Here is a 25,673-nt window from a genome sequence, read left to right as displayed (position 1 = left end):
AACGTCAGTGCGTCGTACAGGCAGGGATGCTTCGCCCGCTTCCGGGCGTTGCGGCGGAGCCATGATGGCGGGTGAGTGAATAGCGGGTCAGGGATGCTGGGGCAAATCTTGACTGTGTATTGACCGATCGGGTCAGGGAGTTGTCCGAACAAGCTCAGATTTCGAACAAGTTCAGGTGAGGAGGGTGCGCCCGTACCAGTCGCTGTTGTCCCGGACCCCGGGCAGGGCGAAGAAGTACCCGCCGCCGAACGGCGAGATGTAGTCGACGAGGGGTTCGCCGGCCAGCCGTTTCTGTACGGTCTCGAACTGCCGGGCCAGGTCCTGCTGGTAGCAGCAGAACAGCAGGCCCATATCGAGGTTGCCGTTGCTGTCCATGCCCCGGTCGTAGTTGTAGGCGCGACGCAGGATCCGCTGCTCGGCGGTGGCCGTGGTGCGCGGGTTGGCCAGCCGGATGTGCGCGTCCAGCGGGATGACATCACCCTTGGGATCGTCGGCGTAGTCGGGCGTGTCGTGCTCGGCGTCGCCGTCCAGGGGTGCCCCGGACTCACGGGAGCGGCCGAACATCCGCTCCTGCTCGCCGAGCGAGACCCGGTCCCAGAACTCCACCAGCATGCGGATGAGCCGCACCACCTGGTAGCTGCCGCCGACCGCCCAGTCCGGCTCGCCGGCATCGGCGCCGACCCACACCAGCCGGTCCATCTCGCGGGCGCTGGTGGTCTCCGGGTTGGCGGTGCCGTCCTTGAAGCCCATCAGGTTGCGCGGGGTGCCGGACGGCCGGGGCGGGCTGGTGAACCCGTCCATCCGCCAGCGGACCTGCATTCCGCCCCGGGTGTGCCGGGTGATGTCGCGCAGGGCGTGCAGCACGGTGTCGGTGTCGTCCGCGTGCAACTGCACACTGAGGTCGCCGTGGCACCACTCCGGCCTGAGGTCGTCGTCGGGGAAGGCCGGCATCGTGGTCAGCCGACGGGGTCTCAGTTTCCCGAGCCCGTACCGGTCGTCGAAGAGCGAGGCGCCGACGCCGACGGACACCGCCAGCGCCCTGGACGGCAGTTCCTCGCCGAGGACGCCGGAGTCGGCGGCCGGGGCGGTGACACCCACCGGGTCGGGGGTGCCGCCGGAGGTGAGGAAGCGGGCGCGTTCGGTGAGCGTGCGCAGCAGTTCCGTCAGCTCGGCCCGGTTCCCGGCGGTGACGTCGAGCGAGGTGAACACGGTCGTCCGGCGCGGCGCCGCGATCACGGACTGCTGGCGGGCGCCGTGGAAGGGCGCGATGGCGGGCGTCGCCGCGGTGGTGTCCGCGACCGGGGCGGCCGCGCCGCCGGCGGCCAGCCCCGCGCCCGCGAGCGCCGCGCCCCGCAGGAACCCACGGCGGCCGACTCCGCCCTTGCCCGTCGTCTCGTTGGTGCTCACACCGTCCTCCGCGGATCGCACAGGGTGGCCACCGACGCCAGCCGTTCCACCAGGTCCCCGAACGCCGCGTCGACGTTCTCGCGCCGGCGGTGGCTCAACTGCCCCAGGGGCGTCCAGGTGCCGCCGTGCCCGAAACCGTCGAGCGTCTTCCCGACCCGGTCCAGTTCGCTCTCCAGGCCGGACAGACCGGCGTACCGGGTGGCGAGCAGCGGGTGCAGCCGGGACATGACCTGCACCGTGCCGTCCAGGTTGGCGCGGGCGGTGGCGAGGTTGCTGCCGCTGCCGTAGTCGGTACGGCCGGTCAGTTCGAACTGCACCGTGTTCTCCAGGATCTCGTGCGCCCGCAGTCCCAGCTGGGCGGGGTCCATCCGGGTCTGCGCCCAGTCGTCGCGCAGCGCGGTGACCGACTTGACCAGGTCGGCCGCCGGGCCGCGCAGGCCGCTCGCGGACTCGCCGTGCCACAGGCCGTACTCGATCCGGTGGAAGCCGGTGAAGCCCTTGTCGTGCACCCCGCCGGGCAGGCCCGCGTCCGTGCCGTTGATCGCGCCGTCCGCGTCCCCGAAGGCGTCGTACGCCGCGCCCAGCCGCTCGTACTCCAGGTGCGCCGGCAGCCAGTCGGTACGGGCGGCGGCGAGGTCGCCGCCGTCGATCGCGTCCCGCAGCGTCGTCGTCAGCCGTACGACGTCGGACAGGCCGCTGCCGATCCACTTCTGGTAGGCGATCGCCGGCGGGATCAGGTCGTGCTCGCTGACCGGGGCCGCGGCGGGCCCGCTCTTCCCCCTGGTGATGCGGACCGTGGGCCCGGTGACGGCGTCGGCGTCGTCGGGAACGCACTTGAACGCGTAGGTGCCCTTGCCGAGGCGGACGGTGAGCTCGCGGGTGGTACCGGGGCCGATGCCCTCCACCTCGCCGTAGACGGCCTGGCTCTTCGGGTCCTCCAGGAGGACCTCGGCGGAGCCGTCGGTCGGGTTGCGCAGGTCGAAGACCTGGACACCGGGGGCCGGGGCGCTCCAGCCCCGGCCGCAGCGGCTGGCGGACACCTCGACCGTGGTGTGCGGCAGGGCGGCCGGGTCGGCGTGTGCGGGGCGCGAGTCGTGCGTGAGCGCCAGGACTCCGGCCACCAGGCATACGACGGCGACCGCGACGACCGCCCAGGGACGCAACGACCTCCAGTTGAGGCCGGACAACACCATCCCGAGCTCCCGGGTTCGTACCGTTCGTGATCGCCTCATGTTAGGCAGGCCTTCGCACTCGAACGGCCGTCCAGGGAAACCCATGACCAAGAGTTCCCTGCCGGTTCACCGGACCTCCCGATGAGCCCCTCAGTCGGTTCCGGGCTGGACCAGCCTGAAGAACGCGCGGGCGCCGGCGCGTTGTACGGACTGCCGCAGCCGCGCCGGGAGCGGACGGGAGACGGGCGCGGGGGCCGGGACGCCGGCCAGGCGCGGGAAGAGGGCTTCGGCGTTGGTGCGGTTGACGGCGGCGAGGGTGCCGGGGTCGACACCCGTGTCGAGGCCGTTGGCGAAGTACTGGCCGGCCGCGGCCGGTGCGAACGGCCAGTCGCTGCCGAACAGGACGTGCCCGGGGCGGGCGAAGGCGAGCAGCGTGGGCAGGGCGGCTGGGCTTGCGGAGAGCGCGGTGTCGAAGTAGAAGCCGCGGAAGTCGTCCAGGATGTCCAGGGGACTGCGCCCGGTGTCGGCGGCGAGGGCGACGGCCATCCGGTGCGAGGCGTACGGCACGAAGCCGCCCGCGTGGCTGAGGATGAACCGGATGTACGGATACCTGCGCACGACACCGTTGCGCACGAGGAGACAGGCCGCGTGGGTGGTGTCGAGGAGGAAGTCCGCGGCGAACGGCGGGATGCCGTCGACGGCGGGCCCGGGCAACTCGGCCGGGTGGACGAAGACGACGGCTCCGTGCTCGTCCAGAACCTGCCAGAGGGCGTCCTGACCGTCGGCGCCGAGATAGTCGCCGTCGGTGTTGGCGAGCAGGGTGACGCCGTCGGCACCGAGGTCGGCGAGTGCCCGTTCCGCCTCCCGCACCGACCCGGCCGTATCCGGCAGGGGCAGGGTGGCGAACCAGCCGAAGCGGCCGGGGTGCTCGGTGATGAGGGCGGCGGAGAAGTCGTTGAGCCGCCGGGCCAGGCCGGCCGCCGCCTCCGCCTCGTGGAGGAGGGATTCGCCGTCGCCTTCCTCCCCGGCCCGGTCACGGACCGGCGGCCGCCGACCGTCGCCCTTCGGCAACTCCCGGCAGGACGCCGCATCTTCTCCGTCGTACGCCGCGGCCGGGGCGGCCACCCCGCCGTCGTGGCCTGCCGCGATGCCCTGCGGCGGGCGATCGCGCTACGAGCGCCGGCGCGGTGCGAGGAGTGAGCCGTCGCCCACGGCAAGTGCGCCGGCCGAGCGCTCCAACCGCACGGTGGCTACGGCCACCTCGGCGCGTACGGTATCGAGAAGATCGTCCGTGACCTGCGGGTCCCCCAGATCCTGGAAGGAACCAACGAGATCATGCGCATCGTCGTGGCCCGCGGCCTCACGGAGGCCTCCCGATGACCGACGTCCTGCTCCACACCTCCGGCCGGACGGCCCACATCACCCTCAACCGCCCCAGGGCCCTCAACGCCCTGACCCACGCCATGGTCCGGAGCATCGACGAGGCCCTCACCGCCTGGGAGCACGACCCCACCGTCGAGACCGTCGTCATCACCGGCGCGGGGGAGCGCGGCCTGTGTGCGGGCGGTGACATCCGGAGCATCTACGAGGACGTCCGCGCCGGGGACGGCACCGCGTCGGCGGAGTTCTGGCGCGACGAGTACCACCTCAACGCCCGGATCGCCCGCTACCCCAAGCCCTATGTCGCGATCATGGACGGCATCGTCATGGGTGGCGGCGTCGGCGTCTCCGCGCACGGCAGCGTCCGGATCGCCACCGAGCGCTCCCGGATCGCCATGCCGGAGACCGGCATCGGCTTCGTCCCCGACGTCGGCGGCACCTATCTGCTCGCCGTCGCCCCCGGTGAACTGGGTACCCATCTCGCGTTGACGGGAGCTCAGATCGGCGCCGGGGACGCCCTGTTGTGCGGTCTCGCCGACCACTGTGTTCCGTCGGACAGGATCGAGCGGCTGATCGCCGACCTCGCCGACGAACCCGTGCACGAGGTGCTCACCCGGCATGTGCGACCGGCACCGGCGGGGGAACTGGCCCGCCACCAGGAGTGGATCGACGCCTGCTACTCCGCCGACACGGTCGAGGAGATCGTCCGGCGGCTGCTCGCGCACGGCGACCCGGCGGCGAAGGAGGCGGCGGAGACCCTGCTGTCCAAGTCGCCGACCGCCCTGAAGGTCACCTTGACGGCGATGCGCAGAGCGAGGCGGCTCGGCCCGCTGGAGCGCGTCCTCGACCAGGAGTTCCGCGTCTCCTGCGCCGCCCTGTCCACCCCCGACCTAGGGTCTGTTTCAGAAGTGGATCTTGATGTGTCAAGATCCACTTCGTGGGACGGCATGATCTGACGAATGCGCAGTGGGCGAAGCTGGAGCCCCTGCTCCCCGCTGGGAAGAAGTCCGGACGACCGCCGGTGCACACCAAGCGGCAGCTGATAGACGGCATACGCTGGCGCACCCGCGCCGGTGCTCCCTGGCGGGATGTGCCTGAGCGGTATGGCCCGTGGGAGACGGTGTACGGCCTGTTCCGGCGTTGGCAGCGGGACGGCACCTGGCACCGCATCTTCGAGCAACTACAGGCCCGGGCCGACGCCGAAGGGCTGATCACCTGGGACGTCTCGGTGGACTCGACCATCGCCCGCGCCCACCAGCATGCGGCGGGTGCCCGCAAAAAGGGGATCTGCAGATCGAGCCGCCCGGTGGCGTCTTCACCGAGCCCGACGATCACGGGCTCGGACGCTCCCGGGGCGGGCTGACCACCAAGCTCCACCTGGCAGTCGAGCAGGCCCAGAAGCCGATGTCACTGGTAATCACGGCCGGACAGCGCGGTGACTCCCCGCAGTTCCAGGTGGTCCTCGGCCGCATCCGGGTTCCCCGGCTCGGGCCGGGCCGTCCGCGTACTCGGCCGGACAAGGTTCGCGCCGACAAGGCGTACGGCTCCCGCGCGAACCGCGCCTACCTGCGCAAGCGCGGCATCCGCTGCACGATCCCGGAGAAGCGCGACCAGATCGCCAACCGCAAGAAGCGCGGCTCCCGCGGTGGCCGGCCGCCGAAGTTCGACACGGCCGACTACAAAGAGCGCCACGCGGTGGAGTGCGGAATCAACCGCCTCAAGCGCCACCGCGCGGTCGCCACGAGATACGACAAGCTCGCTGTCCGCTACGAGGCAACAGTGCTGGTCGCAGCCATCAACGAGTGGCTGTGACCAAATCGGCTACGGGAAGACGGGATTCCCGTCCTCGCCGATCCATGGATGCTGGTCCGGCTCCCGGCCGACGGCTTGCCAGACAGCGTGCGCCGCAGCGAACTTCACATCACCGGGGCCTGTGTCTGCTGGTGCCGTGACAATCTCAACGACGGAAACGAGCACGCCACGGTCCTCTTCGGGGAGACACATGAGCGCGTACCAAGCGCCTTCCCACGCCTCTGTCTGAATCCGTTGATCATCGGCAGGACTGGCGCACACCGCGGAGCCGTAGGACCATCCCCGCCACCCGAACACCTCGGGACCCATCCGGACCTCTGGCTCGGTGGCCACGGAGCCGCGGACGGTGACCTGGGCAAACCGCGCCCATCGACTTGTCTGGCGTAGCAGCCTGTACTTCCCCTCCATGCCGCGCATTCTCCCGGACGTCCTTGAAGTGTGGATCCCCAAAGATCACTTCTGAAACAGGCCCTAGTGGAGGGCATCCGCGCCCAGGTCATCGACAAGGACCGCGACCCGCGCTGGTCCCCGGCCACCCTCGCCGAGGTCACCGACACCGCCGTCGACCGGTTCTTCGCTCCGCTCGGCGAGCACGAACTGGGGCTCGCCGGACCCGACACGACCACGGAGGCGGCCTGGTGACCCGCACCCCGGCCAACGGGTGCGCGGACAGAAGGAGGGCGTGAGCGGCGCCTTCGTCGGCAAACCCCGAGTTCCGTCCCCCCGACTTCGCGCGCCCAGGCAGTTCAATCCCAAGCCTGCGACGGCTCCGGCCGGGCGGACGGTTCCCGCCGCACACTGAACGATTCACGACACGCGAGGGCCCTTCGGAATCACCGGGGGCCCTCTCGTGTTCTCCGGGCACCGGCCGACGAGACGGGGACGAGCAGGGCGAGTTCGAGTGGCGCGACCACGAGACCTCCCGGGCCCGTCCGGGTCACCCGGAGACCGCCCGCCGGCTGGAGATCCGGCTCGCCCGCTGCCACCCGTCCAACCGTGCCGCCGTCGCGGCGGAGTGGGCCGAGGCCCGCGCGGGGCGCGGAGCCACCGCCTTCGACTGGCTGCTCGGCGTCTTCGAGCAGCGTGCCCCGGGTGCGCTGCGGCTGCTGTGAACCCGCCGTGAACCCGCCGGGTCTTCGGCGCCAGGGCCGGTGCCGCACTCGCGTCCATCGCCGCTGACAAGGAAAGATGGGCATCCAGTGATCGATCAACGACTGCGGAGGAAGTGGACTCATGCCGCATGAGCGAGCGGGCCGGCCGGCGGCTCCGGAGGACCTTGTCGACGTGGCCCGGCTGGTCACGGCGTACTACGCACTGCATCCCGACCCGGCCGACCCGGCCCAGCGGGTGGCGTTCGGCACCTCGGGGCACCGCGGATCGTCGCTGACGACCGCGTTCAACGAGGACCACATCGCGGCCACCAGCCAGGCCATCTGCGAGTACCGGAGCGGCCAGGGCACCGACGGCCCCCTCTTCCTGGGCGCCGACACCCACGCCCTGTCCGAGCCCGCCAAGGTCACCGCCCTGGAGGTGTTCGCCGCCAACGGCGTCACCGTCCTGATCGACAGCGCCGACGGCTACACGCCGACCCCTGCCGTCTCGCACGCCATCCTCACCCACAACCGCGGCCGTACGACCGGCCTCGCGGACGGCGTCGTGGTCACGCCCTCGCACAACCCGCCCTCCGACGGCGGCTTCAAGTACAACCCGCCCAGCGGCGGCCCCGCCGCCTCCGACGCCACCTCCTGGATCCAGGACCGCGCCAACCGGATCATCGCGGACGGAATGAAGGACGTACAGCGCCTTACCTACGAGCGGGCGCTCGCCGCCCCCACCACCGGCCGGTACGACTTCATGGGCGTGTACGTCGACGACCTGCCCAGCGTCCTCGACCTCGACGCGGTCCGGGCGTCCGGGCTGCGCATCGGCGCCGACCCGCTCGGCGGGGCCTCCGTCGCGTACTGGGGCCAGATCGCCGAACGGCACAGCCTCGACCTCACGGTGGTCAACCCCTACACCGACCCCACCTGGCGGTTCATGACGCTGGACTGGGACGGCAAGATCCGCATGGACTGCTCCTCGCCGTTCGCGATGGCCTCGCTGATCGAGAAGCGGGACGAGTTCCGCGTAGCCACCGGCAACGACGCGGACGCCGACCGGCACGGCATCGTCACCCGCGACGCAGGCCTGATGAACCCCAACCACTACCTGGCCGTCGCCATCTCCTACCTCTACCGCCACCGCGAGCAGTGGGCGTCGAGCGCCAGCGTCGGCAAGACCCTCGTCTCCTCCTCGATGATCGACCGGGTCGCCGCCGACCTCGGCCGTCAACTGGTCGAAGTCCCGGTCGGGTTCAAGTGGTTCGTGGACGGACTGGTCAGCGGCGCCATCGGGTTCGGCGGCGAGGAGTCGGCCGGCGCCTCCTTCCTGCGCCGGGACGGCTCGGTGTGGACGACCGACAAGGACGGCATCCTGCTCGCCCTGCTCGCCTCCGAGATCACGGCGGTGACGGACAAGACCCCGTCCGAGCACTACGCCGACCTGACCACCCGCTTCGGCGAGCCCGCCTACGCCCGTATCGACGCCCCGGCGACCCGTGAGGAGAAGGCCCTCCTCGCCAAGCTGTCCCCGGCCCAGGTCACCGCAGAGACCCTCGCGGGCGAACCGGTCACCGGGGTGCTCACGGAGGCGCCGGGCAACGGCGCCCCGATCGGCGGCATCAAGGTGACCACGCAGAACGCCTGGTTCGCGGCCCGCCCGTCCGGCACGGAGGACGTGTACAAGATCTACGCCGAGTCCTTCAAGGGCCCGGATCACCTGGCCCGGGTGCAGGAGGAGGCCAAGGCGGTCGTAATGGCCGCGCTGGGCGGCTGACGCCCCCGGGGCGGAGGCGGTGGTCGGACCGGCCGGACCATCGCCTCCAGCACCCGCCGGATGAGGCCCGCGTGGTCGACGCCCGGGTGAGCGGCCGGGCCCGTCTCGTACTCACCGATCGCCACCGACGACCGCTCAGGTCGCGAAGGTGCGCCGACGCGCCCGGGTCTGTGGCGAAACCCCGGTGCCTAACCGGACCGGCACTCCGCGAGCCGCTTCTCCAGGAACCTGCGTTCCGCCGCGTTCTCCACCAGCTCCAGGGCCCGCTCGTACGACCCGGCCGCCTCCCGGGTACGCCCCATACGGCGCAGCAGGTCCGCGCGGGTCGCCGGGAGCAGGTGGTAGCCGGCCAGGGACTCTTCCGCCTCCAGTTCCGCCACCAGGGCGAGGCCCGCCGCCCCGCCCTCGGCCATGCCCACCGCGACCGCGCGGTTGAGCCGGACCACGGCCGAGGGGACGTACCGCTGGAGTTCGCCGTAGAGGCCTGCGATGTCCGCCCAGTCGGTGTCGGCGGCGGTCGCCGCGGTGGTGTGGCAGGCCGCGACGGCCGCCTGGATCTGGTAGGGGCCGGGGCGGCCGCGGAGCAGGGCGCCCTCCAGGAGAGCCGCGCCCTCGTCGATCTCGGCGCGGTCCCAGGCCGTGCGGTCCTGGTCCTCCAGGGTCACCAGGTCACCGGCCGCGTCCACTCGAGTGCCCCGGCGCGCGTCGTGCAGCAGCAGGAGCGCGAGCAGCCCGACGACCTCCGGTTCGTCGGGCATCAGCCGGGCCAGCAGCCGGGCCAGCCGGACAGCCTCGGCGCACAGGCCGGTCCGCATCAGGTCGGCGCCGGACGTGGCCGTGTACCCCTCGTTGAACAGCAGGTAGAGCACGCCGAGGACGCCCGTCGTACGTTCGGGCAGCAGATGCGCGGGCGGCACCCGGTACGGGATGCCGGCGTTGCGGATCTTCCGCTTGGCGCGCACCAGCCGCTGCGCCATCGTCGCCTCGGGGACGAGGAACGCGCGGGCGATCTCGGGCGTGGTCAGCCCGGCGAGGGTGCGCAGGGTCAGTGCGACCCGGGCCTCGATCGGCAGCGCCGGATGGCAGCAGGTGAAGATCAGCCGCAGCCGGTCGTCGGCCACACCGCTGTCGTCGCCCTCGTGATCCGGGTCGTACGGTCCCTCGTCCCGTGCCGGCACCGCCGCCTCCCGCAGCTTCGCCGCCCCCACCGCTTCCCGGCGCAGCACGTCCAGGGCGCGGTTGCGGGCGGTCGTGGTCAGCCAGGCGCCCGGGCGGCGCGGCACTCCGTCGCGCCGCCACCGCTCGAGCGCCTGGGCGAAGGCGTCCTGCGCGCACTCCTCGGCGAGGTCCCAGTCGCCGGTCACCCGGATCAGGGTGGCGACGACCTGGGCCCACTCCTCGCGGAAGGCGGCGGCGACGGCCTTCTCGACGCCGTCCGTGGCACTCACTCCCAGACCGGCCGCACCTCGACCGAGCCGCCGGCGAGCGCCGCGGGGTGCCGGGAGGCGAGCGCGATCGCCTCGTCCAGGTCGGCGACCTCGATGATGTCGAGGCCCGCGACATACTCCTTGGTCTCGGCGAACGGCCCGTCGCTCAGCAGCACTTCGTCGCCCTGGACGCGCACGGTGGTCGCGTCGGCGGCGGGCCGCAGCCTGGCGCCGCCCTTGACGATGTCACGGCTGCGGACCTCATGGATGTACGAGGTGAAGCGCGGGTCCTCGGCGATCTCGCCGGGGCTGAGCTCCTCGCCGCCGACGGGCGTGCAGATGAACAGGACGTACTTCATGACCGCTCCTTCCCGGCCGTCTCGTCCAGCGGCACCGAGACGTGCTCGTGGGCGATCAGCCAGCTGAAACCGGTGTCCCGGTAGCCGGTGGTGACGCGCACCACCCGGTCCAGCGGCTCCCCGGTCGATCGGGTGCCGCTGATCCGGACGAGGGCGTGGCTGAAGGCGGTGCCCTCCCCGGGCCGTACCCGCAGTTCGAGCACCTCGCGGCGCACCGGCCCGCTGAGCGTGGCGAACCACCCCTCGACCGCCTTGCGGAACGCGGCGATCCCCACCCGCGTCTCGACGCCGGAGGGCTGGAAGGACTCCACGTCGGGCGCGTAGCAGGCCGTCAGCCGCTCGATGTCCCGCTCACGGGCGGCCTCGGTGAGCTCGGCGTCGATACGGCGGACGGCCGTCTCGGCGTCCTCCGCGAGCCCCTCGTCCCAGAACGGCCGCACCTCCATGGCCCCGATGGTGGCCACGGGATGACCGGCGGCGATCCGTACGGCCTCCTCCAGGCTGTCGCAGTCGACGACGTCGAATCCGGCGACGTACTCCTTCGTCTCCGCGAACGGGCCGTCGGTCCGCAGGACCTCACCGTCACGCACCCGCACGGTGACCGCGGTGTCCGGCAATTGCAGCCGGTGGCCGTACAGCCGGGTACCGCGCCGGACGCCGTGTTCCTCCACCCAGGGTTCGACCGGCGCCATCCCCGAGGCGTCGGCGGTGTCGTCGCCGCAGACCAGCAGCATGTACTTCATGGTTCCTCCCGGTCCTCAAGAGCTTCCTACACCCCACCGACGAACGGCGCCGCGCGGAATCGACACCCCGGCGGACGGCACCGCTCACAGTGCCATTCCGTGCCCCCTGCCCAGGATGCCGTGCGGGTCGTGGACGCCCTTGGCCTCTGCCAGGGTGCCCCACTGGTCGCCGTAGTGCTCCCGCCAGTCGGCCGGGGTCATCGGCAGCGCGTTGACCGGATAGGCGACGGCACCCTTCGCCCGCGCGTACTCGTACGCCGTGCGGTTGGCGGCCACCATCGGGTCGGCCGCGCCCGGAGCGGCCGTGCGCAACAGGGCGAGCAGCAGGACGACTTCACTCCGAGGGCGGCGGAACAGCGGGGCCCGCAGGGCGCGGGAGAGCAGGGGATAGAGCAGGACCACGCCGTTCTCGCGCAGGTCCCGGAAGCCGGGGTCGGCGAGGATGCCGGTCACGACGGACGCCGCGGTTGCCTCGGGCAGCAGCAGGTTCAGCCAGGGGTGCGGGTGCAGCCACTCGCCGGTCGCGCGCAGGAGCTCCTCGTCGGCCGCGACCCGGTTCGCGAACTCGGCGTATCCGAGGTCCGTGATCTCTGCCGTGCCGAAGACGAGGCCGGCGAGGAGGACCCCGTCGTCGGGTGGGGTCGGGCCGTGGTGCGCGGCCACGGCCTCGACCATGTAGTGCCAGTCGTCCGCGGTGCCTTCGACCGGGCGGGCCTGGCCTTCGAGGTAGTCGAAGCGCCGGTCGGTCGCGAGCAGGTGCTGGTCGGTCAGGTAGGCGTCGAGATCGGGGTAGTACAGGCAGTAGCGGCGCACCAGGGCGGCCGCGGGGGACAGCCGGAGGGTGGCCCGGACGATCACGGCCACCTGTCCCAGGCCGGCGAGGACCGCGTGGAAGAGGGTGCCATGGTGGTCCGGCGAGCAGATCAGGTGCTCACCGGCCCCGGTCACCACCTCCAGCTCCAGCACCGAGTCCGCGACCAGGCCGTGCCGGTGACTGGCGCCGCCCAGCCCGCCCGCGCTCAGCACACCGCCGACGCCGGCACCGAGGTAGTCGGTGAGGACGGGAGGGGTGAGCCCGTACGGCAGGGTCGCCGTCAGCACGTCCCGCCACAGCGCCCCGGCCCGCACCGCCACCCGGTCGCCGGCCACCGGCCCGACCGCGCTCAGCTCACCCAGGTCGAGGACGATCCCGTCCGGTGCCTGACCCTGGCCGTGGAGAGAGTGACCGCCGGCCCGCGCGGCCACCGGGATCCCGCGCGGCCCCGCGTACACCAGCGCGTCCTTGACCTCGGCCGCGGACCGGGGCCGCAGCACACCCAGGGGCGGCAGGTGCACGAGGTGGCCGAAATCGTCCGCCGCTTCCTGAAGGGTTTCCGGGCGGGTGTCCAGCACTTCCACGAATCGCGCGGAGACACGGTCCGACGACGTCACGCGGCACGCTCCAGAGAGGCATCGGTCGACACGGGCTGAACCATTTTCGCGGCGGGGAACGACGGACGGATCTCGTTTCCCGCTTTGACACCTGAGTTTCGTGATGGGTTTACTCCGCGGGAATCCGGAGAGCAGCGTGACCGGAGTAGTGCCCTGCCGCCCCGGCGCTCCCCGGAGCGCATGTCGTGTGAGAGGTGTTCTGGTCTGTCCGGCTCCCGCGAGACCGCAGCCACAGTCGACGTATTGCCCGCCAGGGCCGCGGACCGGACACCGGTCCCGCCGCCCCGCCCGGGCCCGGCCACCCGGAGCGGCTCGCCCGCCGGCCGGCGCGACGCCTACTTCGACAACGCGAAGTACCTGGCGATCGTGCTCGTGGCCGTGGGACACGCCTGGGAGCCGCTGCGCTCGGACAGCCGTACCGTCACCGCGCTCTACACATTCGTCTACGCCTTCCACATGCCGGCGTTCATCATCATCTCCGGCTACTTCTCCCGCAGCTTCGACGCCAGCCCCGCCCGTATCAAACGGCTGGTCACCGGTGTCGCCGTGCCCTACGTGGTGTTCGAGGTCGCCTACACCCTCTTCACCCGGTGGAGCGACCACGCCCCCGACCGTGAGATCAGCCTGCTGGACCCGCTGTATCTGACCTGGTTCCTGGCGGCCCTGTTCATCTGGCGGCTGACGACGCCGATCTGGCGGCTCGTCCGGTGGCCGCTGCCCCTCGCACTCGCCGTCGCCATGCTGGCGAGCCTCTCGTCGTCCATCGGCAGCGACCTCGACCTCCAGCGGGCCCTGCAGTTCCTGCCGTACTTCGTGCTGGGCCTGTGCCTGCGACCGGAGCACTTCGGTCTGCTGCGCCGCTGGAGGGTGCGCCTGTGGGCCGCCCCCGTGGCCCTGTGCGCCCTCGCCGTGGCGTACTGGTCGGTGCCGCACCTGGGCTACCGCTGGTTCTTCCACCGGGACAGCGCCGAACAGCTCGGCGCGCCCGCCTGGTACGGGCCCGTCATGACGCTCGCCATCTTCGGCTGCTCCCTGGTGCTGGTCGCCTGCTTCCTCGCCTGGGTGCCCGGCCGCCGCACCTGGTTCACCGCCCTCGGTGCGGGCACGCTCTACGGCTACCTGCTGCACGGCTTCGTCGCGCAGGCCGCCAAGCCCGCCCACTGGTACGACCCGGCCTGGATGCGCGGCCCGCTGGGCGCGGTGACGGTCACCCTCGTCGCCGCCGTCGTGGTGACCCTGCTGTGCACACCGCCGGTGCGCCGGGTCTTCCGGTTCGTGATGGAACCCAGGATGGATTGGGCGTTCCGGGCGCGGGACGGGCAAGCGGTTCAGGACGGCCGACGAAACGCCGCCGGGGTCCTTTCCGGAAACCGCTGAAGCGGCGAATATGCCGCACCATGGACATTCTGCTCGTCGCCAGCGCATTCAACAGCCTGTCCCAACGGGTGTACGCCGAACTGTCCGACCTCGGCCACCACGTGGACGTCGTCCTCGCCACCCACGGCCCCGACGCCGTTCGGGCCGCGGTGCGGGACCTGCGCCCGGACCTGATCATCGCGCCGATGCTGAAGACCGCACTCCCCGCGGACGTCTGGCGGGAGCACACCTGCCTCATCGTGCACCCGGGGCCGCTCGGCGACCGGGGCCCCTCCTCCCTGGACTGGGCCATCGACGGCAAAGCGTCCCGCTGGGGAGTGACCGTGCTCCAGGCCGAGGCGGCCATGGACGCGGGCGCCGTCTGGGCGAGCGAGCCCTTCCCGGTGGAGCCCGTCGGCAAGAGCGACCTCTACCGCAACGAGGCCGCCGACGCCGCCCTCACCGCCGTCCACCAGGCCGTACGACGGTATGCCGAGGGCTCGTACAAGCCGCAGTCGCAGAGCGATCCCGCGATCCACGGCCAGATCGTCTGGCGGGACGTCTTCCGCCAGGCGCGGCGACGGATCGACTGGGCGGCCGACGACACCGAGACCGTGCTGCGCAAGCTGCGCGGCGCCGACTCGCAGCCGGGGGTGCTCGACGAACTCCTCGGCCGCGAGCTGTTCCTGCACGGCGGCCACCCCGAGGACCAACTGCGCGGCCGCCCCGGTGAGTTGCTCGCGACCCGCGCGGGCGCCGTCTGCCGGGCCACCCGGGACGGCGCCGTGTGGATCCCCGAACTGCGCCCCCGCAAGAACTCCGGCGACCCCGCCCCCTTCCGCCGCCCCGCGACCGACGTCCTCGCCACCCCCGGCCTCCCCGACAGCCCCGCCCCGCTCGAACTGCCCCCGGCCCGCCGCACTTGGACCGACATCCGCTACCGGCAGGACGGTGACGTCGGCTTCGTCACCTTCTCCTTCCCCGGCGGCGCGATGAGCACCGACCACTGCCGGCGCCTGCTCGACGCCTACGAGTACGCCCTCGCCCGGCCGACCCGGGTTCTCGTGCTCGGCGGCCGCCGGGACTTCTTCTCCAACGGCATCCATCTGAACGTCATCGAGGCCGCCCCGGACCCCGCCGAGGAGTCCTGGACCAACCTGAACGCGATGGACGACCTCGTCGAGGCCGTACTGCGGACCACCGACCGGCTGGTCGTGGCGGCGCTCGGCGGGAACGCGGCGGCCGGCGGCGCCATGCTCGCCCTCGCCGCCGACGAGGTCTGGTGCCGAGCCGGTGCCGTCCTCAACCCGCACTACCGGCGGATGGGCCTGTACGGCTCGGAGTTCTGGACATACTCGCTGCCCCGTCGCGTCGGAGCCGAGACCGCCCGGCGGCTGACCGAGGAGGCACAGCCGGTGAGCGCCGCGACCGCCGCCCGGATCGGGCTCGTCGACCGGCTGCTGCCGGTCCCCGCACAGCGCTTCACCGCCGAGGTCGAGGAGCAGGCGGCCGCGCTCGCCGGCACCCCGGATCTCGGCCGGCGCATCGCCGCCAAGGCCGCGGCGCGCCAGGCCGACGAGGCGCGACGACCGCTCGCCGAGTACCGGAAGGACGAACTCGACCGGATGCACGCCCTGTTCTTCGACCCGGCCGCCGCCTACCACTCGCTGCGCTCGGACTTCGTCCGCAAGGTCCCGGGCGGCGCCCGGTGACGCGGCTGCTGGTGGCGGGCGTCGGCAACATCTTCCTCGGCGACGACGCCTTCGGCCCCGAGGTGATCCGCGCCCTGCACCGGCGCCCGCTGCCCCCCGAGGTGCGGGTCCGGGACTACGGCATCCGGGGCATGGACCTCGCCTACGAACTGCTCGACGGCTGGACGGTCGCCCTGCTCGTGGACGCCGCCGCCCGCGGCCTGCGCCCCGGCACGCTCTCCCTGATCGAGCCCGAACTCCCCGACGGCGCCCCGGCGGCCCCGCCCGAGGCACACGGCATGGACCCGGCGAAGGTGCTCGCCCTGGCCGCCCACCTCGGCGACGAACCCCTGCCGCGCGTCCTCGTGCTCGCCTGCGAACCCGGACAGCTGCCACGCGGCGACGAGGACATCGCCCCCGGCCTGAGCGAGCCCGTCCGGGACGCGGTCGAACGGGCCGTCGAAGCGCTGCACACCCTGGTCCCCGAGCTGCTCGCCCATCCACAGGCCACGCCGTCGTTGGACCGCCCGGAGGAATCCACGGGCCCCGCAGCGGCCGGGCTCCCGCACCCGGCCGCCACCGGCGCGGAGGATCGCTAGCGGACCAGGACGGGACCCACCCGATCCGACGGCTCGTCCCGAACTCAGCGATCGAGGAGCACCCATGTGTCAGTCCGAGGAGGTCACCCGCGCCGTCCTGGCCAGGAACGACGGCTTGGCCGCGAGCCTGCGCGACGATCTGGCCGCGCGCGGGGTCAGCGTGGTGAACCTGCTCTCCAGCCCCGGCAGCGGCAAGACCGAACTGCTCGGCCGGGTGCTGGCCCGGGCACTGGAGCGGGATGTGCCCGTCGCCGCCTTCACCGCCGACCTCGCCACCGAGAACGACGCCAGACGGCTGGCCCGTTCGGGAGCGCCGGTGAAACAGCTGCTGACCGACGGACTGTGCCATCTGGAGGCCCGGCAGGTACGCGGCCACCTGGAGGGCTGGCTGCCGGCGGACACCGCGCTGCTGTTCGTGGAGAACGTCGGCAATCTCGTCTGCCCGGCCTCCTACGACCTCGGCGAACAGCTGCGGATCGTGCTGATGGCGGTGACCGAGGGCGAGGACAAGCCCTCGAAGTACCCCACCGCCTTCGGCTCCGCGCACCTGGTCGTACTCACCAAGACCGACCTCGCGGGGCCGGCCGGCTTCGACGAGACCGCCTTCGCCGACCACGTTCAGCGGGTCAACCCCGGGGTGGAGATCGTCCGCTCCTGCGCCCGCACCGGCGAGGGCGTCGACACGGTCCTGGACCGGGTGCTCGCCGTACGGGACGGTGCTCCCGCGCACCGGCCGCCCCTCGCCCCGCACCCGCACGGTCACGTCCACGCGCCCACCGCCTCGTGACCGCCCCCACCACGGGGGCCGCCGTCCGCCGGCGCATCACCGTGCGCGGAACCGTGCAGGGCGTCGGCTTCCGCCCCTACGTCCACCGCCTCGCCGCCGGTCTCGCGCTCACCGGGTTCGTCAGCAACACGGCGAACGGTGTGCTCATCGAGGTCGAGGGAGCGGCGACCGGCGTCGAGCGGTTCCGCGAGCTGCTCGCCACCGAGCCGCCGCCGCTCGCCGCCGTGACCGCCGTCGGCGTCGAGGAGGTACCCGTCACCGGGGCGGAGCCCGGCTTCACCATCCGCGCCACCGAGCAGTCCTCCCCGGGCCGCACCCTGCTGCCGCCCGACACCGCGACCTGCGCCGACTGCCTGCGGGAGCTGGCCGATCCGGCCGACCGCAGACACCGGCACCCCTTCATCACCTGCACCCACTGCGGCCCCCGCTTCACCATCGCCACCGGCATGCCGTACGACCGTGCGGTCACCACCATGTCCGGCTTCCCCATGTGTGCCGGCTGCGCCCGGGAGTACGACGACCCGGCCGACCGCCGCTTCCACGCCCAGCCCGTGGCCTGCCCGGACTGCGGGCCCCGGCTGCGGCTGGTGCCCGCTGCGGACAGCGGAGTGAGGGCCGCTCGCGACGGTGATGCCCTCTCACGGGCGCGAGAGCTCCTCGCCGCCGGGCGGATCGTCGCCGTGAAGGGCATCGGCGGCTACCACCTGGCCTGCGACGCCTCCAACGCCCGCGCCGTCGACACCCTGCGCACCCGCAAGGCGCGCGGGGACAAGCCGTTCGCCGTGATGTGCGCGGACCTGGACGAGGTGCAGCGGATCGCCGTGCTCGGGTCCGCCGAGCGGGCCCCGCTCACCGGCCCCCGGCGCCCCATCGTCCTCCTGCGCCCCCGCGACGACGTACGGCTGGCACCCGGTGTGTGCCCCGGCAGTCCCCACCTCGGTGTGATGCTGCCCTACACCCCCGTCCACACCCTGCTGTTCGGACTCCCCGGCGACCCGCCCGGCCCCCGCGTGCTGGTCATGACCAGCGGCAACCGCTCGGGCGAGCCGATCGTCACGGACGACGACGAGGCGCTCACCCGGCTGTTCGGACTGGCCGACGCCTGGCTCGCCCACGACCGGCCCATCGCCTCGCCCTGCGACGACTCCCTGCTGCGGGTGCGTGCCGACGGCAGCGAACAGGTCCTGCGCCGCTCCCGCGGATATGTGCCACACCCGCTGCGCCTGCCCGTCGCGGTGCGGCCCGCGCTCGCGGTGGGCGGAGACCTCAAGAACGCGCTGTGTGTCGGCGAGGGCGAACTGGCCTGGTTCGGGCCGCACATCGGCGACATGGGCGACCTGGCGACGCTGGAAGCGGCCGTCCGCGCGGAACGGCATCTGCACCGGCTGACCGGAGTCCGCCCCGAACTCGTCGCCGCCGACCGCCACCCCGGCTACCACGCGTCCGCCTGGGCCCGCCGCCGCGCCGCTCAACTCCCCACGAAGCAACCGGTGTTCGTGCAGCACCACCACGCCCATGTCGCCGCCGCCATGGCAGAGGCCGGCCTCGACGGCACCACACCGGTCATCGGCGTCGCCTTCGACGGCACCGGCTACGGCGACGACGGCACCATCTGGGGCGGCGAGGTGCTCATCGCCGACTACACCGGCTACCGGCGTCTCGCCCACCTCACCCCGGCCCCGCTCCCCGGCGGCGACGCGGGAGTCGCCAACCCGTGCCGGACGGCGCTGGCCCGGCTGTGGGCGGCCGGCGTGCCGTGGGATGCGGACCTGCCCTGCGTCGCCGCTTGCTCGCGCGAGGAACTCAAGCTTCTAGCACGGCAGTTGCCGAGCCAGGTCGGCTGTGTGGCCACCTCCAGCATGGGCCGGCTCTTCGACGCCGTGTCGTCCCTCGCGGGCGTGTGCCACCGCGCCGGGTACGAAGCCCAGGCGGCCCTGGAACTGGAGGCACAGGCCTGCCTGGCCTGGGACGAGGACACGGCCGCGTACCCCTTCGGCGCCCCCTTCGACCCGGCCCCCGCGCTGCGCGCGATCGTCAGCGACCTGCGGCGCGCCACCCCGGTACCGGTGATCGCGGCCCGCTTCCACCGCGGGGTCGCCCGGGCGGTCCTGGACCTGTGCCGCGGCGCGCGCCGGGACACCGGCCTCGCCACCGTCGCCCTCACCGGAGGCGTCTTCGCCAACGCGCTTCTGGAGCAGGCCGGTTCCGACCTGCTCCAGGACTTCGGGTTCACCGTCGTCCGGCACCGCGAAGTCCCGCCGAACGACGGCGGGCTGGCGCTCGGGCAACTGATGGTCGCGGCCCACGGACAACGACCCGACGACGGCCGACGTACGGCAGTCACCGACGAGACGGAGTGACCCATGTGTTTGGCAGTGCCCGGCAGAGTCGTGAGCATCGACGACACGTCCGATCCGCTCACCGGCCTGATCGACTTCGGCGGTGTGCAGAAGCAGGCGTGTCTTGAGTACGTGTCCGACGTCCGCGTCGGGGAGTACGTCATCGTCCATGTGGGGTTCGCCCTGCAGCGGCTCGACGAGGAGTCGGCCCTGGCCTCCCTCAAGCTCTTCGAGGAACTCGGGCTGCTCGAGGAGGAGTTCGGCGACGCCTGGCAGCAGGCGGCACAGCAGGCCGAGGGGAGCGAGACCCGGTGAAGTACCTCGACGAGTTCAACGACCCCCAGCTGGCGCGCCGCCTGCTGGACGACATCCGGTCCACCGTCACCCGGCCCTGGGCCCTGATGGAGGTGTGCGGCGGCCAGACCCACTCGATCATCCGGCACGGCATCGACCAACTCCTCCCCGAGGAAGTGGAGTTGATCCACGGGCCGGGCTGTCCGGTCTGTGTGACCCCACTGGAGTGCATCGACAAGGCGCTGGAGATCGCCGCCCGTCCCGGGGTGATCTTCTGCTCCTTCGGCGACATGCTGCGGGTGCCCGGCAGCGACCGGGACCTGTTCCGGGTCAAGGGCGAGGGCGGTGACGTCCGCGTGGTGTACTCGCCGCTCGACGCGCTGAAGCTCGCCCAACGCCACCCGGACCGCCAGGTGGTCTTCTTCGCCATCGGCTTCGAGACCACCGCCCCCGCCAACGCCATGGCCGTCCACCAGGCCAAGCGCCTCGGGCTGACCAACTTCAGCCTGCTGGTCTCCCACGTGCGGGTCCCTCCGGCCGTCGAGGCCATCATGACCGCGCCCAGCTGCCGGGTGCAGGGCTTCCTGGCCGCCGGGCACGTGTGCAGCGTGATGGGCATGAGCGAGTACCCGGAGCTGGCCGCACGCCACCGGGTCCCCATCGTCGTCACCGGCTTCGAACCCCTCGACATCCTGGAGGGCATCCGCCGCACGGTCCGCCAGCTGGAGCGCGGCGAGCACCGGGTGGAGAACGCCTACGCCCGGGCCGTGCGCGAGGACGGCAACCCGGCCGCCGTCCGCATGATCGAGGAGGTTTTCGAGGTCACCGACCGCTCCTGGCGCGGCATCGGCCCCATCCCGGCCAGCGGCTGGCGGCTCAGCGAGGCCTACCGCGCGTACGACGCCGAACACCGCTTCGACGTCACCGGCATCCGCACCGAGGAACCGGCCGAGTGCCGGGCCGGCGAGGTCCTGCAAGGGCTCATCAAGCCCACCGAGTGCGCGGCCTTCGGCACCACCTGCACCCCGCGCACCCCGCTCGGCGCCACCATGGTCTCCAGCGAGGGCGCCTGCGCCGCCTACTACCTCTACCGCCGGATGTCCGAACCGGCGCTCCCGCGAGAGGAGATGAACCCCGTTGGCTGAGCAGACCGTCGTCGACCCGGCGAACTGGAGCTGTCCGGCGCCGATCCGTGACCAGCCGGTCGTGGTGATGGGCCACGGCGGAGGCGGCGCCCTCTCCGCCGAACTGATCGAGCAGGTCTTCGCCCCCGCCTACGGCAACGCCCTGCTCGCCGGGATGACCGACTCGGCCGTCCTCCACCTCGGCGGCGCCCGACTGGCGTTCTCCACCGACTCCTACGTCGTACGGCCGCTGTTCTTCCCCGGCGGCTGCCTCGGCGACCTCGCCGTCAACGGCACGGTCAACGACCTGGCGATGAGCGGCGCCCGGCCCGCCTACCTGTCCGCCGCGTTCGTCCTGGAGGAGGGCGTGCAGCTGGCCGTCGTCGAACGCGTCGCACGGGCCATGGGCGCGGCGGCCGAGACGGCCGGCGTCACCATCGCCACCGGTGACACCAAGGTGGTCGAGGCCGGGCACGGCGACGGGGTGTACGTGACCACCGCCGGGGTCGGTCTCGTGCCCGAGCGGGTGGACATCCGTCCGCAGCGGGCCCGTCCCGGTGACGCCGTCATCATCAGCGGGCCGATCGGGCTGCACGGGGTCGCCGTGCTGAGCGTGCGCGAGGGGCTGGAGTTCGGCGTCGAGATCGCCAGCGACACCGCGCCGCTGGCCGACCTGGTCGCCACCATGCTGGACATCACCCCGGACATCCACGTCCTGCGCGACCCGACACGCGGTGGTCTGGCCGCCTCGCTGAACGAGATCGCCCGCGCCTCCGGCACGGGGGTGCGGCTGAGCGAGCGGGCCGTCCCGGTACCGGACGCGGTCGCCAACGCCTGCGGGTTCCTCGGGCTCGACCCGCTCTATGTCGCCAACGAGGGCCGGCTCGTCGCCTTCGTCCCGCCGACGGAGGCCGACGCCGTGCTGGCGGCCATGCGCGCCCATCCGCAGGGGGCCGGCGCTGTCCGCATCGGCGAGTGCGTGGCCGACCACCCCGGGATGGTCGTGGTGGCGACCGGACTCGGCGGCACCCGGGTCGTGGACCTGCCGCTCGGGGAGCAGCTCCCGCGGATCTGCTGAACGCGGATCTGCCGAACAAGGCGAAGACCCCCCGGTGCCCGGTCGGTTCCGGGCACCGGCGGGGTCATTCGACCGCGGTGATCTCCAGCTCCCGGCCGCTGCGCAGCTCGGTGCAGGGCCGGTCGCAGCGCGGGCACCAGAAGAACGGCGGCATACCCACCGCGAACTCCTCGGCGCACGGGCCGCACCAGGCCTGCGCGGGCACGTGCTCGACCACCAGGTGTGCTCCCGCCAGGGCGGTGCCGTCACGGGCCACCTCGAAGGCGAAGGTCAGGGCGTCCGGTACGACCCCCGACAGCTCGCCGACCCGGACGGACACCGCCGAGACGGTGTCCGCCCCGTCCTCCCGGGCCCATTCGCCGGCCTGTTCCACGATCGCGGTCGCGATGGACAGTTCGTGCACGCCCGGCTCACGGATACCGGCGACGGGCACTCAGCCCGCCGGCGATACGCCAGATCTTCAGCTCGCGGACCAGGCTGGGGATCTCGGTGACGAGCAGCGCCGTGCACAGGGCGCCCACCACGGCGATCTCGGCGGTCAGCACGCGCTTGGCCGTCGTACCTCTTCTTCGTTTCCTCATGTGGGGAACTCCCAGTTCTCTCTCGTCGGGTTCAGCCGGGAGGGATGTTCGGCATGACGTCCAGCAGGGCGTCGTGCCGCTTCCAGTGGATGCTGGTGGAGCGCCGCGCGTCGGCGGTGCCGTCCGGGTGGTGCCCTGTCTGGGTGGTGCGCGGCCCGTGGTTGCCCTGGTGCATACCGGGCACGTGGGACGGCGTGTCGGGCTTCGCCTGGGCTCGGCCGACTCGGATGCTTCCCATGGGGTTTCTCCTTCCTGTGTTGCCGTTCCTCAAGGGCGCTCGGTGAGCTCCTCGAAGAAACGCTCCACGGCCGGCCACATCCGGCCGCCGCCGGACAGGCCGCGCCACTCCCGGCGGACGACGGCGAGCATGCGGAAGCAGTCGTCCACCGGCACGATCCAGTGGTGGTCCAGGCCGTGGACCGTGTTGACCAGCAGCGCCTCGACATCGGGTGCCATATCGGCCAGGGGCGGGCAGCCTGCGACCGCCCGCTGCCAGGCCGCCGCGTCCACCTCCCAGCGCATGGCACCCGCCGGGCTCGGTCCCTCGGCGGTGACCGAGCCGTCGGCGCGCGGTACGAAGAAGACCAGGCCGACCGGGACCCCCAGGGCCGCGGTGTCGACCTTCGGGAGGCGGACCCGGCGGGTGGGGATCAGCCGGAACTGGGCTTCGCCGGTGCCCCGGCCTGGGAACAGCAGCGAGCAGGGGCGGCAGGCGCAGCGGACCTCGGCCTGCCCGGTGTCGTACAGATGCGGATGGGTCGCGGGCACGGGGGCGGCGCACAGGTCGCACACCTCCGCCTCCGCCGCCGGCCGGTGGTCGGCGGCGGAGCGGATGAGGCGGGCCAGGGCTCCGTCGGTGCTCACCGGGCCTCCTGTGGCCGGCGCAGGGAGTCGAGGGGGACGAAGGCGGGCGCCGGGGCCTCGGGCAGCGGCTGTACGTCTGCCAGCTCGGGGGCCGCGGCGAGCACCGCCTCCCGGACGACGTCGGTCACCTCCGTGGTACCTCCGCCGCACCCGGAGCCGCAACCGCCGCCCGTGGTCAGCCGTACCCGGCCCACCTGGCCCTCCACCCCGGCCCACTCGACGTCACCGCCGCGCTCGCGCACGGCGGGGCGCAGCCGCTCGACCGCGCGGGCCGCCCGGCGCTCGGGCGAGTCGGGGTGGATGTCGTGCAGGACCAGGAGGTGGTCAAGGAGCTCGTCGTCGGAAAGCCGCTCAACCAGTGGTGCGTCCGCGCGGTCCACGACGCGGGCGAGCGCCTCGCCGTAGACCTCGGTCAGCAGGCGTACCGCCTCGGCGGCCGGGCCGCCGGCCGGGCCGGGGGCGGCCTCCAGCCCCTCCAGCAGTGAGTCGAGGCGGGACAGCCTGGCCTCGACCGCCGGGCCGTCGAGCCGGCCGGGGTCAGCCATGGTTGGCCCCGTACGTCGGCGAGTGCGTGACGGTCAGCGTCTTGCCCTTGCCCGTGTACATATGGACACCGCACGGCAGACAGGGGTCGAAGCTGCGGACCGTGCGCATGATGTCGACGCCCTTGAAGTCGTCCGGGCCGTTCTCCTCGAAGATCGGCTGGCCCTGGACGGCGTCCTCGTAGGGGCCGGGGGTGCCGAACTTGTCGCGGGGGCTGGCGTTCCACGGGGTCGGCGGGTACGGGTGGTAGTTGGCGATCTTCTTGTCCTTGATCACCAGGTGGTGGGAGAGGACGCCGCGCACGGCCTCGTGGAAGCCGCAGCCGATCGCCTCGTCCGGCACCTCGAAGTCCTGGAACACCTTGGTGTCGCCGGACCGCACCAGCCCCATCGCCTCGTCCAGGAACTGCAGGGCCATGGCCGCCGCGTAGGCGACGAAGTACGGCCGGGCGCGGTCGCGTTCGAGGGTGTTGGACCACTTCGGGATCTTCCACTCCAGCGTGGTCTCCGGCAGGCTCGCGCCCTTGGGCAGCGAGATCCGCACACTGGTGCCGGTGGCCTTGATGTACGGCGTGTCGACGATGCCGTTCAGCGCGGTCGACCACAGCCGGGCCAGCGGGCCGCCGCCGGTGTCGAGGGCCAGGTGGTCGCCGGTGCGCTGGTCGAACCAGCGCGGGCTCATCACCCAGCTGTAGTTGGCGTCGAAGTCCCGCTTCTGCGGCACCGGAAGGGTCGTCTGGTTCCACGGGTGCCGCATGTCGACGGGGTTGCCCAGCGGGTCGTGGGTGACGAACGGGTCCTCGTTGACCCAGTCCTCGTAGAACGAGCTGCCCAGCATGATCCTGAGGCCCAGGTTGATGTCGACCAGGCTGTTGGTCACCAGTTCGCCGTCGACGATGATGCCCGGGGTGACGTACATCGCCCTGCCCCAGCGCTCCATGTTCTCGTAGCGGTAGTCCACGACCTTCGGATCCTGCCAGGCGCCCCAGCAGCCCAGGAGGATGCGGCGCTTGCCGACCTCCTCGTAGCCGGGCAGCGCCTCGTAGAAGAAGTCGAAGACGTCGTCGTTCATGGCGACGGCCTTCTTCACGAAGTCGATGACGTGCATCAGCCGGCTGAGGTAGTCGGTGAACACGGTCGGCTGCGGCATGGTGCCGACACCGCCCGGATACAGCGTGGAGGGGTGGACGTGCCGGCCCTCCATCAGGCAGAACATCTCGCGGGTGGTCCGGGAGACCTTCAGGGCCTCCTTGTAGACCTCGCCCTCGAAGGGGTTGAAGGCCTTCATGATGTCCGCGATGGTCCGGTAGCCGTGGATGTCACCGCGCGGTGCGGCGGTGCGTTCGGCGCGGGCCAGGACACTCGGGTTGGTGGCCTTGACCATCTGCTCGCAGAAGTCCACGAAGACCAGGTTGTCCTGGAAGATCGTGTGGTCGAACATGTACTCGGCCGCCTCGCCGAGGTTGACGATGTGCTCGGCCAGCGGCGGCGGCTTCACTCCGTACGCCATCTGCTGCGCGTAGTCGGAGCACGTGGTGTGGTTGTCGCCGCAGATACCGCAGATCCGCGAGGTGATGAAGCCCGCGTCGCGCGGGTCCTTCCCCTTCATGAAGACGGAGTAGCCGCGGAAGAGGGAGGAGGTGCTGTGGCACTCCACCACCTCCCGGTTGGCGAAGTCGATCTTCGTGTAGATGCCCAGGTTTCCGATGATCCGGGTGATCGGATCCCAGGACATGTCGACGATCTGCGCGGGCTTGCGCCCCTTCTGCCGGGCCTCGGTTGTGGTCATCGGCGTTGCTGCCCCTTGCTGTGG

25 protein-coding genes and 2 pseudogenes are annotated in these 25,673 nt (G+C 72.2%); 13 read left to right on the top strand and 14 right to left on the bottom strand.

Features of this window, described 5'->3' with window-relative positions:
• Positions 1-171: 171 nt before the first annotated feature.
• The 3 genes from efeB to ABTY98_RS02480 all read right to left on the bottom strand — a co-directional run bounded on the left by efeB (position 172) and on the right by ABTY98_RS02480 (position 3,704).
• Entirely contained in the window at positions 172-1,407 is a 1,236-nt protein-coding gene (gene efeB, locus ABTY98_RS02490) for an iron uptake transporter deferrochelatase/peroxidase subunit (RefSeq protein ID WP_352219005.1), read from the bottom strand.
• Positions 1,404-2,600: an EfeM/EfeO family lipoprotein gene (locus tag ABTY98_RS02485; RefSeq protein ID WP_352219004.1), complete on the bottom strand. Its 1,197-nt coding sequence runs from the start codon at positions 2,598-2,600 to the stop codon at positions 1,404-1,406. Before ABTY98_RS02485 ends, efeB begins: the two co-directional genes overlap by 4 nt.
• Before the next feature lie 129 nt (positions 2,601-2,729).
• Positions 2,730-3,704 carry an amidohydrolase family protein gene (locus tag ABTY98_RS02480; protein ID WP_352219003.1) on the bottom strand — a complete coding sequence of 325 codons (975 nt, stop codon included), beginning with the start codon at positions 3,702-3,704 and terminating at the stop codon, positions 2,730-2,732.
• Positions 3,705-3,800: 96 nt separating this feature from the next.
• Between ABTY98_RS02480 and ABTY98_RS02475 the strand changes: the two are divergent.
• The 3 genes and pseudogenes from ABTY98_RS02475 to ABTY98_RS02465 form a co-directional block, all read left to right on the top strand.
• A pseudogene (locus ABTY98_RS02475) lies at positions 3,801-3,959 on the top strand (acyl-CoA dehydrogenase family protein); the annotation flags it as partial.
• Entirely contained in the window at positions 3,956-4,915 is a 960-nt protein-coding gene (locus ABTY98_RS02470) for an enoyl-CoA hydratase/isomerase family protein (RefSeq protein WP_352219002.1), read from the top strand. The pseudogene ABTY98_RS02475 and the gene ABTY98_RS02470, both read left to right, overlap by 4 nt.
• A protein-coding gene (locus tag ABTY98_RS02465) for an IS5 family transposase (RefSeq protein ID WP_502994126.1) occupies positions 4,897-5,771 on the top strand; the annotation gives its coding sequence in 2 pieces (ribosomal slippage) (positions 4,897-5,286 and positions 5,289-5,771; 873 coding nt in all). Before ABTY98_RS02470 ends, ABTY98_RS02465 begins: the two co-directional genes overlap by 19 nt.
• Before the next feature lie 9 nt (positions 5,772-5,780).
• Here ABTY98_RS02465 and ABTY98_RS02460 read toward each other — a convergent pair.
• Entirely contained in the window at positions 5,781-6,179 is a 399-nt protein-coding gene (locus ABTY98_RS02460) for a hypothetical protein (protein ID WP_352219000.1), read from the bottom strand.
• 63 nt (positions 6,180-6,242) lie between these two features.
• On the opposite strand from ABTY98_RS02460, the pseudogene ABTY98_RS02455 reads away from it, so the two are divergent.
• Positions 6,243-6,413: pseudogene (locus tag ABTY98_RS02455) on the top strand (enoyl-CoA hydratase/isomerase family protein); the annotation flags it as partial.
• Positions 6,414-7,004: 591 nt separating this feature from the next.
• Entirely contained in the window at positions 7,005-8,645 is a 1,641-nt protein-coding gene (gene pgm / locus ABTY98_RS02450) for a phosphoglucomutase (alpha-D-glucose-1,6-bisphosphate-dependent) (RefSeq protein ID WP_352218998.1), read from the top strand.
• 188 nt (positions 8,646-8,833) lie between these two features.
• Here pgm and ABTY98_RS02445 read toward each other — a convergent pair whose 3' ends face one another.
• The 4 genes from ABTY98_RS02445 to ABTY98_RS02430 all read right to left on the bottom strand — a co-directional run bounded on the left by ABTY98_RS02445 (position 8,834) and on the right by ABTY98_RS02430 (position 12,605).
• On the bottom strand, positions 8,834-10,093 hold the full coding sequence (locus ABTY98_RS02445) for an RNA polymerase sigma factor (RefSeq protein ID WP_352218997.1): 1,260 nt from the start codon (positions 10,091-10,093) through the stop codon (positions 8,834-8,836).
• Positions 10,090-10,431 (bottom strand): YciI family protein, encoded by a 342-nt coding sequence (locus ABTY98_RS02440; RefSeq protein WP_352218996.1) that lies wholly within the window; start codon positions 10,429-10,431, stop codon positions 10,090-10,092. The genes ABTY98_RS02445 and ABTY98_RS02440 overlap by 4 nt, the downstream gene beginning before the upstream one ends.
• The gene (locus tag ABTY98_RS02435) at positions 10,428-11,174 is read right to left on the bottom strand and encodes a nuclear transport factor 2 family protein (RefSeq protein ID WP_352218995.1); all 747 of its coding nucleotides are present in this window, start codon (positions 11,172-11,174) and stop codon (positions 10,428-10,430) included. The genes ABTY98_RS02440 and ABTY98_RS02435 overlap by 4 nt, the downstream gene beginning before the upstream one ends.
• Before the next feature lie 84 nt (positions 11,175-11,258).
• Positions 11,259-12,605 (bottom strand): FAD-binding protein, encoded by a 1,347-nt coding sequence (locus tag ABTY98_RS02430; RefSeq protein WP_352218994.1) that lies wholly within the window; start codon positions 12,603-12,605, stop codon positions 11,259-11,261.
• A 180-nt stretch (positions 12,606-12,785) separates the two neighbouring features.
• Here ABTY98_RS02430 and ABTY98_RS02425 point away from each other — a divergent pair, with 180 nt between their 5' ends.
• The 8 genes from ABTY98_RS02425 (at position 12,786) to hypE (ending at position 21,873) form a co-directional block, all read left to right on the top strand.
• Complete coding sequence (locus ABTY98_RS02425) at positions 12,786-13,982, top strand: acyltransferase family protein (protein WP_502994125.1); 1,197 nt, start codon at positions 12,786-12,788, stop codon at positions 13,980-13,982.
• A 20-nt stretch (positions 13,983-14,002) separates the two neighbouring features.
• Positions 14,003-15,673 (top strand): hydrogenase maturation protein, encoded by a 1,671-nt coding sequence (locus ABTY98_RS02420; RefSeq protein ID WP_352218992.1) that lies wholly within the window; start codon positions 14,003-14,005, stop codon positions 15,671-15,673.
• Positions 15,670-16,251, top strand: a complete 582-nt coding sequence (locus tag ABTY98_RS02415) for a hydrogenase maturation protease (RefSeq protein WP_352218991.1) — start codon at positions 15,670-15,672, stop codon at positions 16,249-16,251. The genes ABTY98_RS02420 and ABTY98_RS02415 overlap by 4 nt, the downstream gene beginning before the upstream one ends.
• A gap of 64 nt (positions 16,252-16,315) precedes the next feature.
• Positions 16,316-17,038 (top strand): hydrogenase nickel incorporation protein HypB, encoded by a 723-nt coding sequence (gene hypB, locus ABTY98_RS02410; protein WP_352218990.1) that lies wholly within the window; start codon positions 16,316-16,318, stop codon positions 17,036-17,038.
• Positions 17,035-19,398, top strand: a complete 2,364-nt coding sequence (gene hypF / locus ABTY98_RS02405; RefSeq protein WP_352218989.1) for a carbamoyltransferase HypF — start codon at positions 17,035-17,037, stop codon at positions 19,396-19,398. Before hypB ends, hypF begins: the two co-directional genes overlap by 4 nt.
• A gap of 3 nt (positions 19,399-19,401) precedes the next feature.
• Positions 19,402-19,692 carry a HypC/HybG/HupF family hydrogenase formation chaperone gene (locus ABTY98_RS02400; protein WP_352218988.1) on the top strand — a complete coding sequence of 97 codons (291 nt, stop codon included), beginning with the start codon at positions 19,402-19,404 and terminating at the stop codon, positions 19,690-19,692.
• Positions 19,689-20,816, top strand: a complete 1,128-nt coding sequence (hypD, locus tag ABTY98_RS02395; protein ID WP_352218987.1) for a hydrogenase formation protein HypD — start codon at positions 19,689-19,691, stop codon at positions 20,814-20,816. Before ABTY98_RS02400 ends, hypD begins: the two co-directional genes overlap by 4 nt.
• A 67-nt stretch (positions 20,817-20,883) precedes the next feature.
• Positions 20,884-21,873 (top strand): hydrogenase expression/formation protein HypE, encoded by a 990-nt coding sequence (gene hypE, locus ABTY98_RS02390; protein WP_352219211.1) that lies wholly within the window; start codon positions 20,884-20,886, stop codon positions 21,871-21,873.
• A 64-nt stretch (positions 21,874-21,937) separates the two neighbouring features.
• Here the strand turns inward: hypE and hypA are convergent, their stop codons facing one another.
• From hypA to ABTY98_RS02360, 6 genes are read right to left on the bottom strand one after another with little or no spacing between them, the layout of a single operon-like run.
• Entirely contained in the window at positions 21,938-22,276 is a 339-nt protein-coding gene (gene hypA / locus ABTY98_RS02385) for a hydrogenase maturation nickel metallochaperone HypA (RefSeq protein ID WP_352219210.1), read from the bottom strand.
• Between the two features lie 7 nt (positions 22,277-22,283).
• Positions 22,284-22,454, bottom strand: a complete 171-nt coding sequence (locus ABTY98_RS02380; protein ID WP_352218986.1) for a hypothetical protein — start codon at positions 22,452-22,454, stop codon at positions 22,284-22,286.
• Between the two features lie 31 nt (positions 22,455-22,485).
• Positions 22,486-22,692, bottom strand: coding sequence for a hypothetical protein (locus ABTY98_RS02375; protein ID WP_352218985.1), 207 nt, complete (start codon positions 22,690-22,692; stop codon positions 22,486-22,488).
• A 29-nt stretch (positions 22,693-22,721) separates the two neighbouring features.
• Complete coding sequence (locus ABTY98_RS02370; RefSeq protein WP_352218984.1) at positions 22,722-23,318, bottom strand: DUF5947 family protein; 597 nt, start codon at positions 23,316-23,318, stop codon at positions 22,722-22,724.
• Positions 23,315-23,863, bottom strand: a complete 549-nt coding sequence (locus ABTY98_RS02365; RefSeq protein ID WP_352218983.1) for a NifU-related iron-sulfur-binding protein — start codon at positions 23,861-23,863, stop codon at positions 23,315-23,317. Before ABTY98_RS02365 ends, ABTY98_RS02370 begins: the two co-directional genes overlap by 4 nt.
• A complete protein-coding gene (locus ABTY98_RS02360; protein ID WP_352218982.1) occupies positions 23,856-25,649 on the bottom strand; it encodes a nickel-dependent hydrogenase large subunit in 1,794 nt (597 codons plus the stop codon). Before ABTY98_RS02360 ends, ABTY98_RS02365 begins: the two co-directional genes overlap by 8 nt.
• Between the last annotated feature and the right edge of the window lie 24 nt (positions 25,650-25,673).

This window comes from Streptomyces sp. NPDC096040 (assembly GCF_040303265.1).
Taxonomy (GTDB): domain Bacteria; phylum Actinomycetota; class Actinomycetes; order Streptomycetales; family Streptomycetaceae; genus Streptomyces.
Note: the sequence above shows the minus strand (reverse complement) of the source record. Positions and strands in the feature narration are given on the sequence as shown.

Coding starts and splice junctions, on each gene's coding strand:
- ABTY98_RS02425 (WP_502994125.1), top strand. CDS start 12,786: ATGTCGTGTGAGAGGTGTTCTGGTCTGTCCGGCTCCCGCGAGACCGCA.
- pgm (WP_352218998.1), top strand. CDS start 7,005: ATGCCGCATGAGCGAGCGGGCCGGCCGGCGGCTCCGGAGGACCTTGTC.
- ABTY98_RS02440 (WP_352218996.1), bottom strand. CDS start 10,431: ATGAAGTACGTCCTGTTCATCTGCACGCCCGTCGGCGGCGAGGAGCTC.
- ABTY98_RS02460 (WP_352219000.1), bottom strand. CDS start 6,179: ATGGAGGGGAAGTACAGGCTGCTACGCCAGACAAGTCGATGGGCGCGG.
- ABTY98_RS02470 (WP_352219002.1), top strand. CDS start 3,956: ATGACCGACGTCCTGCTCCACACCTCCGGCCGGACGGCCCACATCACC.
- hypE (WP_352219211.1), top strand. CDS start 20,884: ATGGGCCACGGCGGAGGCGGCGCCCTCTCCGCCGAACTGATCGAGCAG.
- ABTY98_RS02375 (WP_352218985.1), bottom strand. CDS start 22,692: ATGGGAAGCATCCGAGTCGGCCGAGCCCAGGCGAAGCCCGACACGCCG.
- ABTY98_RS02365 (WP_352218983.1), bottom strand. CDS start 23,863: ATGGCTGACCCCGGCCGGCTCGACGGCCCGGCGGTCGAGGCCAGGCTG.
- ABTY98_RS02485 (WP_352219004.1), bottom strand. CDS start 2,600: ATGGTGTTGTCCGGCCTCAACTGGAGGTCGTTGCGTCCCTGGGCGGTC.
- hypB (WP_352218990.1), top strand. CDS start 16,316: ATGTGTCAGTCCGAGGAGGTCACCCGCGCCGTCCTGGCCAGGAACGAC.
- ABTY98_RS02400 (WP_352218988.1), top strand. CDS start 19,402: ATGTGTTTGGCAGTGCCCGGCAGAGTCGTGAGCATCGACGACACGTCC.
- ABTY98_RS02435 (WP_352218995.1), bottom strand. CDS start 11,174: ATGAAGTACATGCTGCTGGTCTGCGGCGACGACACCGCCGACGCCTCG.
- ABTY98_RS02420 (WP_352218992.1), top strand. CDS start 14,003: ATGGACATTCTGCTCGTCGCCAGCGCATTCAACAGCCTGTCCCAACGG.
- ABTY98_RS02380 (WP_352218986.1), bottom strand. CDS start 22,454: ATGAGGAAACGAAGAAGAGGTACGACGGCCAAGCGCGTGCTGACCGCC.
- ABTY98_RS02360 (WP_352218982.1), bottom strand. CDS start 25,649: ATGACCACAACCGAGGCCCGGCAGAAGGGGCGCAAGCCCGCGCAGATC.